This window comes from Bacteriovorax sp. BSW11_IV, assembly GCF_000447755.1.
GTDB lineage: Bacteria > Bdellovibrionota > Bacteriovoracia > Bacteriovoracales > Bacteriovoracaceae > BSW11-IV.
On the sequence record NZ_AUNE01000027.1, the window covers coordinates 38,921 to 52,808 of the forward strand.

General features: G+C 37.3%; 9 protein-coding genes. 8 read left to right on the forward strand and 1 reads right to left on the reverse strand.

Annotated elements, in window-relative coordinates; translation table 11 throughout:
• Positions 1-139: 139 nt before the first annotated feature.
• The 4 genes from M899_RS07605 (at position 140) to M899_RS07620 (ending at position 6,791) form a co-directional block, all read left to right on the forward strand.
• Positions 140-2,197: a PrkA family serine protein kinase gene (locus M899_RS07605; RefSeq protein WP_021270883.1), complete on the forward strand. Its 2,058-nt coding sequence runs from the start codon at positions 140-142 to the stop codon at positions 2,195-2,197.
• A gap of 40 nt (positions 2,198-2,237) precedes the next feature.
• Entirely contained in the window at positions 2,238-3,353 is a 1,116-nt protein-coding gene (locus M899_RS07610) for a DUF444 family protein (RefSeq protein WP_021270868.1), read from the forward strand.
• A 2-nt stretch (positions 3,354-3,355) separates the two neighbouring features.
• Complete coding sequence (locus M899_RS07615) at positions 3,356-4,855, forward strand: SpoVR family protein (RefSeq protein WP_021270918.1); 1,500 nt, start codon at positions 3,356-3,358, stop codon at positions 4,853-4,855.
• A 61-nt stretch (positions 4,856-4,916) separates the two neighbouring features.
• A complete protein-coding gene (locus tag M899_RS07620) occupies positions 4,917-6,791 on the forward strand; it encodes a FecR domain-containing protein (RefSeq protein ID WP_021270873.1) in 1,875 nt (624 codons plus the stop codon).
• On the opposite strand, the gene M899_RS07625 is transcribed toward M899_RS07620, so the two are convergent.
• Complete coding sequence (locus M899_RS07625; protein ID WP_021270901.1) at positions 6,788-8,185, reverse strand: tetratricopeptide repeat protein; 1,398 nt, start codon at positions 8,183-8,185, stop codon at positions 6,788-6,790. The genes M899_RS07620 and M899_RS07625 overlap by 4 nt on opposite strands.
• Before the next feature lie 59 nt (positions 8,186-8,244).
• Between M899_RS07625 and M899_RS07630 the strand changes: the two genes are divergently transcribed.
• The 4 genes from M899_RS07630 (at position 8,245) to pnp (ending at position 13,870) form a co-directional block, all read left to right on the forward strand.
• Positions 8,245-10,032, forward strand: a complete 1,788-nt coding sequence (locus M899_RS07630; protein WP_021270920.1) for a hypothetical protein — start codon at positions 8,245-8,247, stop codon at positions 10,030-10,032.
• 24 nt (positions 10,033-10,056) lie between these two features.
• Positions 10,057-11,106: an RNA polymerase factor sigma-32 gene (locus M899_RS07635; RefSeq protein ID WP_021270821.1), complete on the forward strand. Its 1,050-nt coding sequence runs from the start codon at positions 10,057-10,059 to the stop codon at positions 11,104-11,106.
• A 94-nt stretch (positions 11,107-11,200) separates the two neighbouring features.
• A complete protein-coding gene (gene rpsO, locus M899_RS07640; protein WP_021270855.1) occupies positions 11,201-11,476 on the forward strand; it encodes a 30S ribosomal protein S15 in 276 nt (91 codons plus the stop codon).
• A 225-nt stretch (positions 11,477-11,701) separates the two neighbouring features.
• Complete coding sequence (pnp, locus tag M899_RS07645) at positions 11,702-13,870, forward strand: polyribonucleotide nucleotidyltransferase (protein ID WP_021270889.1); 2,169 nt, start codon at positions 11,702-11,704, stop codon at positions 13,868-13,870.
• Positions 13,871-13,888 lie beyond the last annotated feature (18 nt).

Genomic DNA, 13,888 nt, shown 5'->3' on the forward strand with positions numbered 1-13,888 from the left:
TGTTTTATAGTTGATTAAAATAGGTGCATTTTGGCTCCTTGAATTTCTTATAATTTATGGCCTATTTCCTTTGTATCTCTGAACTTTTAAGGCATAATAATAAGAAGAATGGGAACCTTTCACGGATGGAGGACTCACAATGGCCCAAATCGATATACGCTCTTTTATGAATGAGAACTATAAAATCGCAGATTTTGCCCACTTAAATTGGGAAGGTTCTTTTCAAGATTATCTAGACAAAGTTGCTAAAGATCCAAAGATCACAAGAAATTCTTTTCAGAGAGTTTACGACATGATCATGTCTTTTGGAACGAGCACTTACACCGAGTACAAAAAAGAAATTACTCGTTATCATTTTTTTGATGATCCAATCAATAACGGTAAAGATGCTGTTTTTGGTATTGATGTTCACCTAATGAAATTTGTGAACTTTTTTAAATCTGCGGCCATGGGATATGGTACAGAGAAACGCGTTTTACTACTTCACGGACCAGTTGGTTCTGCGAAGTCATCTATTGCCAGACTTCTTAAAAAAGGTCTTGAGCATTACTCTAAAACTGATGATGGTGCTCTCTATACTTTCGAATGGTATGACGCTGAAGAATCAGAAATCCTTGGTGGTCAAAAACTATTCCCATCTCCAATGCATGAAGAGCCTTTAAAGCTTATTCCAGTAGACGTAAGAAAGAAATTTATTGAAACGGTTAATAAAGGTCTTGATGGGCACAAGATCAATATTAAAGGTGAAGTTTCTCCGGCCGATCGATATATTATGACTGAGTATTTGAAAAAATACGAAGGTGATTGGCTAAAAGTTATGGATCGTCACATCCGAGTTCGAAGACTTATTCTTTCTGAAAAAGACAGAGTAGGTATTGGTACATTCCAACCAAAAGATGAAAAAAATCAAGACTCAACAGAGTTAACAGGTGATATTAACTACAGAAAAATCGCTCAATATGGTTCTGACTCAGATCCAAGAGCCTTCAACTTTGATGGAGAGTTCAACATCGCTAACCGCGGTATCATCGAATTTATCGAGATGCTTAAGCTTGACGTTGCTTTCCTATACGACCTTCTAGGTGCTTCTCAAGAGCATTCAATCAAGCCAAAGAAATTCGCTCAAACTGATATTGATCTTGTTATTCTTGGGCACACAAATGAACCAGAGTTTAGAAAACTTCAAAACAATGAGTTCATGGAAGCACTAAGAGATAGAACGGTTAAAATTGATGTTCCTTACATTACTCGTCTTGATAACGAAGTGAGGATTTATCAAAGAGATTTTAACGCTGAGAAAATTCCTCACGTTCATATCGCTCCTCACACTCTTGATATGGCCGCGATGTGGGCCGTTTTAACAAGACTTGAAGAGCCAAAGAAAGCGGACCTAACAAAACTTCAAAAGATGAAGTTATATAATGGAAAGACTCTTCCTGGTTACAATGAAGATAACGTGAAAGAACTTAGAAAAGAAGCCATTCGCGAAGGTCTTGAAGGGATTTCTCCTCGTTATATTCAAGATAAAATTTCCAATGCACTTGTTAAATACGGTGAGTCTGGTTCATTAAATCCATTTATGATTTTTAATGAATTAGAAAGTGGACTTAAGCACCACAGCTTGATCAACTCTGCTGATCAACTTGATACGTATAGAGAGATGCTTGCGATGACTAGGCAAGAGTATGAAGACATCGTTAAAAATGATGTTCAAAAAGCAATTTCTCTTGATGAGAGCGCAATCGAAACTCTTTGTTCTAACTATATTGATAACGTTAAGGCCTACACTCAAAAAGAAAAAGTTCGCAACAAATACACGAACAAACTTGAGGATGCTGATGAGCGTTTCATGAGAAGTATTGAAGAGAAAATCGATATTGCTGAATCTCGTAAAGATGATTTCAGAAGAGAGATCATGAATTATATTGGTGCCCTTGCAATCGAAGGTAAGAAATTTGATTACAAGATGAATGAAAGACTTCATAGAGCACTTGAATTGAAACTTTTTGAAGATCAAAAAGATTCTATCAAACTTACATCGATCATTTCAAATGTTGTTGATAAAGAAACACAAGAAAAGATCGACGTTATTAAAGCTCGTCTTATTAAGAACTATGGATACGATGAAATTTCGGCCACAGATGCACTTAATTACGTTGCTAGTATTTTTGCAAAAGGTGACAGTGCGAAGTCTTAGGACTTCGCATCTTTTCCCATAAGATCCCTAAGGAGGGTAAATGGATCACCCGATTAAACGAGATCATGCAAGATTTCGAAAAATCATCAAAGGTAAAATTCGCGATAACCTTCGCAAATATGTCTCCCAAGGAGAAATGCCTATTCCCAAAGGAAATGGCCAATTCAAAGTTCCCATGCCGCAAATTGACACCCCAAGATTTCGCTTTGGTGATAAAAGCCAAGGGGGCAGTGGACAAGGTGAAGGACAACCAGGTGATTCAGTTGATGGACAACCAGGGGAAGGTCAACCAGGTCAAGGTGAAGCAGGTGAAGGTGAAGGAAATAAAGAGTTAGAAGTAGATCTTTCTCTTGATGAACTTGCTCATATTCTTGGTGAGGAGCTTGCTCTGCCAAAAATCGAACCTAAGGGTAAGAAGAATATGCAGTCCACTGTGGATAAATACACAAGTATTGGAACCGTGGGGCCAGATTCTCTAAAGCATTACAAAAGAACTTATAAAGAAGCATTGAAAAGACAAATTTCAATGGGTACTTATAATCCAAAGAACCCAATTATTGTCCCAATCAAAAGTGATATGCGCTATCGTTCTTCAACTTCTAAAATTGAATTTGAAAACTCTGCTGTTGTTATTTATATGATGGACGTTTCTGGATCAATGGGTGATGAACAAAAAGAAATTGTGCGAACAGAGTCTTTTTGGATCAACTTGTGGCTAAAGTCTCAGTATAAAGATATTGAAATCCGCTATATCATTCACGATGCTTCGGCCAAGGAAGTTGATGAGGATACTTTCTTTAGAACACGTGAAAGTGGGGGAACGCTGATTTCCTCTGCACTTAAACTTTGTCGTGACATTATTAAGAGTGACTACAACTCCGATGAATGGAATATCTATCCTTTTCACTTCTCTGATGGAGACAACTGGTCAACTGAAGACACAAAATTATGTCTTGATATTTTAGATAACGAGATCATTCCTCACTCAAATGTGTTTTGTTATGGTCAAGTTGAAAGTCGCTATGGTTCAGGTCAGTTTTATAAAGATTTAGCTGCACGCTATGGTGAAGAAAATGACAATGTTATTTTGAGTAAAATCAAAAATAAAGATGCCATTTTAGAATCTATTAAAGATTTTCTAGGTAAGGGTAATTAAATATGGAAAGAACGAAACCAATTACTGGTGAGTTAAGAGAGCTAAGAGACGAGGTTGAAGGTTACGCTCGTGAATTTGGCCTAACGTATTTTCCTGTAGTATTTGAAGTCTGTGATTACGATACCGTTTGTATTCTTGCTGCTCAAGGAGGATTTCCAACTCGTTACCCTCATTGGCGCTTTGGTATGGACTACGATCAACTTTCTAAGGGTAATACTTACGGCTTCCAAAAAATCTATGAACTTGTCATTAATACAGATCCTTGCTACGCATATTTGTTAAGTTCAAATCGTTTTGTAGATCAAAAGCTCGTTATGGCCCACGTGTATGGTCATGCTGACTTTTTTTACAATAATGCATGGTTCAAATCGACGAATAAGAAAATGATGGATGTTATGGCCAATCATGGAACTAAGATTCGTCGTTATATGGATCGCATCGGCCAAGATAAAGTTGAAAATTTCATTGATATTATTCTTTCATTTGAAAACCTTCTCGATACAAATGTTCTTTTCTTAGATCCTTCTTATCAAGTGAGAGAAGGTGTCGTTGAAGAAGATGATGAAGAATTTGATAAACGCTCATCTGTTCTAAGATCATTTATGAACAGTAAATTGGACAAGAGAAATGCTCCCGTAGCGAAGAAAGTTGAAGACGATGAATCCACATTAAAGAGTATCGATAAAAAAGTTCGTGGAACGCGCGATATTATGAAATTTCTTATGGATTACGCTCCAATCACTGAATGGCAGGCCGATATTATCGGTATTTTGCGTGAAGAGGCCTATTACTTTCTCCCTCAAAGAATGACAAAAATTATGAATGAGGGTTGGGCCAGTTACTGGCACTCGAAAATTCTAACTGAAAGAGCGCTTAGAGATAGTGAAGTTATCGATTTCGCCGATGTTCATTCCGGTGTTATGGCCATGAGCCCAAAGTCTATCAATCCTTATAAAATAGGTGTTGAGCTCTTTAGAGATATTGAATACCGATGGAATACTGGTAAATTTGGAAAAGACTATCTTGAATGTACAAATTTATTTGAAAAAGAAAATTGGAATAAAGAGACGAATCTAGGGCGTGAGAAGATTTTTGAGGTGCGTAGAAGTCATAATGATATCACATTCATTGATGAGTTTTTCACTGAAGAATTTTGTCAAAGACAAAAACTTTTCACTTATAAATTCAATCCAAGAACTGGTCGCAACGAAATAGACTCAAGAGACTTTAAAGAAATTAAAACGAAGCTTCTATCTCAGCTAACTAATTTTGGTTCCCCAATTATTGAAGTTGAGTCGGCAAATTTCCAAAATAGAGGCGAGTTGCTCCTACGTCACGTCCATCAGGGCGTTGATCTTGATATCAATTACGCTTCGCAAACAATGGCCAATGTGCACAAGGTTTGGAAGAGACCAGTGAGTATCGTTACTGTTGTAGAAGATGTTGAGCATGTCTATTCTTTCGATGGTAAAGAGTTTAAACAAGTAAATTTGAAACTTTAAAATTGACCATGGCCTTCTAATTAGTGAAAATAGTAAAGTATTTTCACTTAGAGGGTCATGGATGATTACTGTCAATTTTAGAATTTTACTTCTATTGTCTTTTTTTATTTCTATCAATTCAAATGCTTCAATATCGGCAAGTGTTACTAAGGTTCGCGGATCAGTAACTAAACTCTTGCCTCACTCAATTGTGGCCAGCGATGTGAAATCTGGTGATAAGCTTCCTGAAGATACTTCCATCGTTACGGGTGATAGAAGTTTTGTCAAAATCATCTTCAATGACAACTCACAGGTTTCTCTAGGCCCTAATTCAAAACTTGTTATCACTGAGCTTAAAAAGTCTGAGGCCGGTGTTATTTCTCTTTTAAAAGGTCGTCTGAGATCGCAAGTAGAGAGAAAGGATAATGATAAGAATAAATTATTCATTCAAACCAGAACCGCCGCCCTTGGTGTTAGAGGGACAGATTTTCAAACAATTTATAATCCAGAAAATAATGTAACAAACCTTCTGACATTTAAAGGTAAAGTTGCCATGGTTAAAATTGACGACAAACTTCAAAAAGAACTTTTATCTGAGCAAAAAGATGTGAAGTATCTCGAGGAAAGAGATGCCAAAGGGCAATTGAAAATTCACCGTGAAAAAACTCATGTAAAGGCCAGTAGTGAGCAGCTCGATAAAATTCTTGAAGACAAGAAAGTGGTCGAAGTTGAAAAAGGTCAATTCTCAGGAGTCTCAGATTCACTAGAGCGTGCGACTGAACCAGTTAGAATTTCACCCGTTCAGTTTAGTGCTCTTTATCAAAATGCTGGTTTAATGGATAAAGGTGAGCAAAAAATTGCTGCCATCAAAAGTACTGATGCTACAGTTGCTCTCATTGATCAGGCCCCACAGAAGGCCCCTGCAGAAGGTTTTTATGATGAGAAAACAGGTAAGCTAGCTCCTAAGGCCGGAGGTCTTATAGACCTTGAAACAGGTGTCTATGTTCCACCAACTAAAGAGGCCGCTTTTGATCCAAAAAATAAAGTCTATATTGCTGACAATCTTGGCTCTATTGATAAAAACTCTGGGGATTTTATCGCACCGGCAGGTCTTAAACTTGATGCCGTAAAGGGTTTTGTCCCAGAAAAGAGTGGTTTAAAAAATCAAGAAACGCTTGTGGCCCTATCTGGTGATCTGAATGAGCAAACGAATTTAAAAATTTGGAGACCAACAGAAGATAGAAAAGAATTAGTTGTTGCTAAGGATAATTATCTTTCTTCTCGAGAGGAGTTCTCTAAAGGCCAACTGCTTGTCAGCTACCTTACAGGTGGTCAAAAACTTAAAGGCACTAAGTCGAATAAGTTTAATGATACAGAAAAAGACACGCAGTCTTATTCTGGATTTAATATTCAATACGCTCATTCTTCTGATGGTAATTGGCAGCTTATCAATGAGCTTGGTTACCGCTCATTGGATTTTGGAATTGTAGGCAATGGTTTTGCTCAAAATTCAAAAGGTCTTTTCACCATCGGCATTGGTCTAAGAAAGTACTTTAATGAAAAATGGAATTTCGTATCACGCTTATCTTTAGAACAAGAATTTTTCTACAACGTCAAAACAGAAAATAGCGTTGATACATTTAGCTTAAAGAAAATCACTCTCTTTAAATGGCGCAATTATTTTGAAGGTCACCTTGTTAGATGGCAGCGTTTTAGTATAACAGGAATGGGTGGACTTTTATTAATTCCAACGAAAGAAACAGGTGATGTTGAAACATCAATGGCCTTTGGACTCAATTTAGGAGTCGGACTAAAGTACTGGCCATCACCAAAACATTTCCTAAAACTTGATATGACGACAGAGAATTTTAGTGGTGATGTTAAGTCGGAATCATTTAGTTCGAATCAGGAGCATTCAAGCGGTGTTCTTGCTCTTCGCTATGGAAGATTATTTTAAATTTCAATCTGCTCCCCATCAAGCTCTTCAATATCTCGTTGGTCGATATTGATTTGTTCTTGAAGGGGAGTGATAATTTCTGGATTTTTTATATCATCTAAAAAACTTTCCATATCCCTATGCATAGGTCCTTCTCTTTTGGAAGTCTTAGCAATATTGCTCCAAATTAGTGTTTGCAGCTCAAAGTAACAATTCATCCCATCGTGATGCTTACAAGTTTTGTCTAAGCTTGAAACCATTTGCGAGTAATCATTCGTTTGCATTGCTAAGTGAGCAATCATAAGTTCGACTTCAAAAGGGGGCTTTTTACCATAGAGTTCTTGCAGTATCATGGCGTTCTCGTAAGCCGCCTCTGTTTTATTTGCTCTAAGTTTAAAGGCCGTATCAAGGCTGATTTTTTTTCTTTCATCAAGCTTTGGATTGTTAGAATTGTGAAGAAGATCACTCCCTTCGTCCCAAAGCTTTAATAGCCAAGCAATCGGAGTTGCTCTTTCAAGGGCATTTCTTGAGTCGTGCTTTTGGGCCAGTGCTAATTTGAAATGTCCGTAGGCAAGTTCATATTTTTTTTGTGCTAAATTGATATTACCTTTTAGGTTTTCTGCATTTGGACCTTTTAAGTCTTCGACAAACGCCTTCGCTCTTTCGACATTTCCAAGACGATAATATAAAAGGGCCAGTAACTCTCTTATCTCACTAGAGTTATAGTATATGGCCGGAATTGAATCTACAAATTCTTCGACTTTTTTTTCTTTGTTAATAAACAGTCCAGATTTTAACCAAATTCTTAAATATTCTTTGTCAGCAAAAATCCATTGGAAATCAGATAGCGTTTCCCCGCGCGATGCAATTGTTTTTTCATAAAAAAGATTTCGCACATTTTCTAACCAAAAATGGTCGTTCTTCGTGTAGTCAGCAGTCACAAGCTCACAGCGTTCGATATTTTTTAGTAATTCTTTGCTAGGGCCTTTGGTGATCATAGCGGTAACTTTCATGATGCAAATTTCTTTGAAGTAGCGCTCTTCAAAATATATTGGGGCGCTCAAAATTGAGATCACTTTGTTCATATCGCCTTCAATAAAAGCAATAAGAGATTCATAGCGCTCAACAATGATTTTTAAGGCCGACTCTTTTTTATCAATTTTAAATAGGAGAAGCTTCGCTTTTTCAAGTTCACCGGATAAGAGAAGCTCTTTTACTTTTTGAATGATTCTAATCGTTGCATCTCTATCTCTTACGTTTGCAAGTTCGATATATTCCGCCACTTCATATTCTTTTAGTAAGGACCAGTCTGTTTCAATTTCTTTGAGTTTTTCAATTTTATAAGGAACAGCTTCATCTGCTAGTGCAGAATTTAACCCGAATGTAATTGTCAGAAATAGGAATATTGTCTTCATTTCATTAACAATTTCGGAAAGTTTTCCGATAACTTAAGTGAACTTTCAAGGATGTATAGTTGATTAAAAAAGTTTTTACTTTGTTTTTTATGATTCTTATTTTTAGCACACAAGTACGTGCTCTGATTCCTCTTGAAAGTTTAATCCTCGGTGATTTTTCTGATAAATACGATTTAGAAGTAAGTGATCCACTCCATTACATTTATGATTTCACCCAATACGCCAGTGATGATGTCATGGATAAAGACAAGAAGGCCTTGGCCATTTATCGTGGTTTCTATGAAGAAGGTCAAAATTTAAAGGATTACTGCGACTCTAATCGAGAACCTACTAAATATCCTATTGCTTGGGATCGGGATCAAGCAAAGAGGGCCTATATGGCCACGCTTCAGTATGTAGGTCTTGATATCACAATTAGGGCCATGGTGAGTTATGCTAAGTTTTTTGAAATGACTGAAGAAGAGTATACTTCAATGGTTTCAGGACTGGTCGGAAATTATTGTTCGGCCAATTTGTCTATCATTAGTGTAAAGCAGTTGCAGAAGCTTATGACAAAGCGTTTTACAAATAATTCTTTCGCTCTTCCTGATGTCAAAGGAAATCCTCTTTTTTCTCAAGATGTTCATTCTCTCCAATCTATGGAGAGTGTTAGAAAGCGTGAGTTCTATTATACAGTAGAATTATTCAAATCGTTTTGTTCATGGAATGGTTCAACAGATGATGTCGGTCTCATGGTACCGCTTCTAAGAAATCCTGTTACCTATACTTTTATTGAAAGACAGCTTCTAGGTAAAAGATTGGTTTATAATGAAAACTCTGGACGTATTCATTATGCTGATGCCGCCAACACTGTTCAAGTTCAGTGTCAAAATTTAGTTTGTCGTAAAACTGATTTGAAAACATTCAATGTAAAATTTCCAAAATCAATAGGGTTTTCAAATATAAAAACAGATCTCGATAATTTATACTGCGAAGATTTCGTGAATGTCGATTACAACTTTAAGCAAAAAGATGAGAAGTTAAAAAAAATTATCGACTCTATTTCTTTTGATGAGCAAAATTTTTTAATAGGGCAATTTGTCGCCCTAGTTACAGGAATTCCAGATTTCTTTTTATGGCAAAAAGAATTTAAAGATATACAGCTTCTGTCTCGTTTAAGCATCGATCAATTTTGGTCTCGCTGGGCAAAGAAATACACGGAAAATCTGGGTAAGGATCTTTACTATGAAGAGCCATTAACAATGGAGCTTGTGGATAAGAAAAATTATTTCAACAAGTATCTGCCAAACTTCAAAGTTGTTTTTGATGTCAATCTTGGCGAGATGGATCGCATAAATCAGCGAGTTGGAAAAATGAAATCCTATTTTGAGATTCATTTAAGTCATCAATTTGCCGCATGGATTAGAAGAGAGTGGCAAAACCATGATCCACGCGAGAAGGAAGTTGAAGGTCAATTGCAAACGGCCCTGCGCGATCGTCTTACTGATGCGGTTAAAGAAATTCAGCAAAAGTTTGTCTTTCCTCCTTGGACTGAAGGACTCGACCGAATTCTTGTAAATGAAATTTTAGAGCAGTTCTCCGAATATCAAGGAAGTTACTTCGCCAGGAATAAAACGGGGACAATGGTCATTCCCGTGGAAATTAATTTTGGACCTTATGCGCTTTCTTATATGCGTCATAATCACAAAATAAAAAAGTCAAAAGAACTTGAAAAATCTAAGGAAGAACTGAGAGAGTTGCGTCGTAAAAAAAGTGAAAAAACAAATAAACCAATGATAGATATTGATGCAGATGATGATGAATCTTCTCAAATCCCTGAAAATTCAGAAGACGTAGAAAACTTATAATCCTCATGTTATTATCCCTTCCATATGAGTGATAAAAAGAAAAAAGAGATTGTCCCTGAAGTCCTTCCAAAAGTTGAAATGGAAGATCTTCTGCGCGATGAAAAGTCCATCGATTATAATGACGAAGATATTATTGATCTCGATGAATTTGAACATACTGAACTTGCCAAAATTCAAGATGTCTTTGAAGAATCAAATCTTCCTACACCGCTAGAAACAGGTCTAACGACGAAAGAGTTAAAAGGAATTGATCCTTTAACTTTATATCTGAAAGAAATTAGCCGCTACGATTTATTGAGCCAAGAGCAAGAAGCTGCTCTTACAAAGGCCCTCGTTGAAACAGGGGATCTTGATGTTGCGAAAAAATTAGTGACGGCCAATTTGCGTTTAGTTGTAAAAATCGCCATGGAGTACCGTAGCGCATATCAAAATGTCATGGATCTTATTCAAGAAGGGAATATTGGTCTTATGAAGGCCGTTTCAAAATACGATCCTGAAAAAGGAGCGAAGCTAAGTTATTACGCAAGCTGGTGGATTAGATCCTATATTCTGAAATTTATTTTGGATAATTTTCGTTTAGTCAAAATTGGAACTACTAACGATCAAAAAAAATTGTTTTATAATCTTCTGCGTGAAAAAGAGCGCCTCATTTCTCTTGGTATAAATCCCGACAATGAAACGCTTTCAAAGCGTCTTGGGGTCTCTGAAAAATCTGTGGCCTTAATGGATGAGCGCCTTGGCCCTTCAACTGGGGATCTTAGTATCGATAGGCCCATCAGTGATGATGGTAGCGGTGCCCGTATTTCAGACTTCCTTGAAGATGATAGCGATGACATTGCTGAAAAACTTGCACACTCTGAGAGTATCGAAATTTTGCGTGAGAATTTAGTGGATTTTATTGATGGGCTTAAGCCACGCGATCAAGAAATCTTTAAAAAACGACTACTTAGCGAAGTTCCTCCGTCCCTTCAGGCCATTGCGGATGAATACGGAGTGTCACGAGAGCGCATCCGCCAGATAGAGGAGCGTTTGCTCAATAATTTAAAGGTTTACATGTCCGAGCATTTGGGGTAAAACTCCCTAAAATAATTCGTCTTTTACTAGGTTTCAATGTCTATCTCAGCTTTGCTACTTGGTTTAAGATCTGTCATTACAAGGAGAATTTGAGATGACTACTACAGAAAGACAACAAATCGTTAATGAATTCGGAACTGAGTTTGGTAAAGGTCCAAAAGATTCAGGATGTACAGCTGTTCAAGTTGCACTTCTTACAGCAAGAATCAACGGTCTTAAGGGACACTTCGAGTCTCACAAGCATGACTACCACTCAAACAGAGGTCTTTTGAAGATGATCGGTCAAAGAAAGTCTCTACTAAAGTATCTTCAAAATAATAACGAAGAGAAATACAAGAACCTAATTAATAAGCTTGGACTAAGAAAATAAGTCAAAAAAAGGGGGGCCATAGGGTTCCCCTTTTTGTTTTTGGCGATTAAAATAAAAATAAGATTTGTGTGGAGGTAGAAAGAAATTTGTTGGATATTTGAAAGTGGTGTTTATGATGAACTCTTCTTTGAAATATCTTCCAAATTTCCTACCAATACTCAAAATAAAATATAAAACCTATTAAGCGATAAAAGGATTATCTTCCTTTTGTAATGGAGTACGTTAATGAACGAAAACAAAAAGATTTTCACTTACAATTATGGTGGTAAAGAAGTTACCATCGAAACTGGTCGTCTTGCTAAGCAGGCCGATGGTTCAGTTCTTGTGTCTTGCGAAGGGACTCAAGTTCTAGTTACAGTTTGTTCAGCTAGAGAAGTAAAAGACGGACAAGACTTCTTTCCACTTCTTGTAGAATATACTGAGAAATTTTATTCAGCAGGGAAGTTCCTTGGTGGATTCTTAAAGAGAGAAGGTCGTCCTTCAACTCAAGAAACTTTAAACGCTCGTCTAATTGATAGACCACTTCGTCCAATGTTCCCAGAAGGGTACATGTTTGACACTGTAATTTCATGTACAGTTATGTCTTACAACGAAAATGGAGACCCAGAAGTTCTAGCGGGTCTAGGTGCTTCAGCGGCCCTTACTCTTTCAGACATCCCTTTCAACGGTCCAATCGCCACTTGTAAAGTAGGTCGCATTGGTGGTCAATTTATTATCAACCCATCTCACTCACAGTGGGCCGAGTCTGATCTAGAAATTGCTGTTGCAGCTTCTGAAGATGCAATCCTTATGGTTGAAGGTGAAGCTAAGATCGTTCCTGAGCAAGAAGTGCTTGATGCCATTTTCTTTGGTCACGATGAGATTAAAGGATTTGTTAAATTCCTTAAGGGAATGCAAGCAGAACTTGGTAAGACTAAGCGTTCTTGGGAATCAGCTGCTGCTAACAAAAAACTTGTTGCTACAGTTACAGAAAAATTTTCTAGCGATGCAAGAGCAGCTATCGAAATCACTGATAAGCTTGAGAGACAATTTGCTGTAAAAGCTCTTGAGAAAAAAATCAAAGCCGATATGGCCGAAAATTTCGCTCAATATGATCTTGCTGAAAATGCAGAGTTTGGAAAGGCCGCTTATAAAGGTGTTGAAGAACTTATGTACAACATGATGAGATCTGACATTCTTGATAAAGAACACAGAATTGGTGGTAGAGCTCTAAATCAAGTTAGACAAATTGAAACTGAAGTTGGAGTTTTAGCTGCTCCACACGGTTCATCACTATTTACTCGTGGTGAAACTCAAGTTCTTTCAACTGTAACTATCGGTGGTGCTTCAGGTGAACAAATGTCTGATAGAATCGTTGGAACAAATTACGATAAATTCTACCTTCACTATAACTTCCCTCCATATTCAGTAGGTGAAGCACGTGGTGTAAGAGGTGTTGGTCGTCGTGAACTTGGTCACGGAAATCTTGCTGAGAGAGCTCTTAAAGCAGCTATGCCAAATGCTGAAGAATTCCCATATACAACAAGAGTTGTGTGTGAAGTTCTAGAATCAAATGGTTCTTCTTCAATGGGTTCTGTATGTTCTGGTTCAATGGCCCTTATGGATGCCGGTGTTCCTCTAGTGAAGCCAGTTGGTGGGATTGCTATGGGTCTAATCACTGATGGATCACGCTTTAAAGTTCTTACAGATATTCTAGGGGATGAAGATCACCTAGGTGATATGGACTTTAAAGTTGCTGGTACTGAAGATGGTATCACAGCTATTCAAATGGATATTAAGATCACTGGTCTTACACGTGAAATCGTTATCTCAGCAATGGGACAAGCAAGAGATGGTCGTCTTCATATTCTTAATGAAATGAACAAAACTATCGCAGCAGGAAGAAGTGAATTCAAACTTGGTGTACCAAAGATTGAAACTTTCAAGATTCCACAAGATAAGATTGGTGCCCTTATTGGTCCAGGTGGAAAGAATATTAAGAAAGTACAAGAGCAATTTGAAGTTACAATTGAAATCGTTGAAGATGGTACAGTTAAAGTTCTTGGAACAAATCCTGATAAGATTGCTTCATGTATCACTACTTGTAACCTTCAAATTAACGGTCCAGAACTAGGTTCTGACTACCTAGCTGAAGTTGTAAGCTTAAAAGATTACGGTGCATTTGTTGATATCGCTGAAGGTGTTTCAGGACTAGTTCACGTATCAGAAATTACTGATGCTGAAAGAGTAAAAGACGTAAACGACTATATGGCAGTAGGTGATAAAGTTACTGTAAGAGTTGTTGAAGTTGATAAAATGGGACGAATTAAACTTTCTTGTAAGGCCGCTGGTGGTCTTAAGAGAAAGGACGGAAAAGAGCCGGCCCCTAAGAAAGAAGAAGCTCCACAAGAATAATATGAGAGAGGGCCTTAC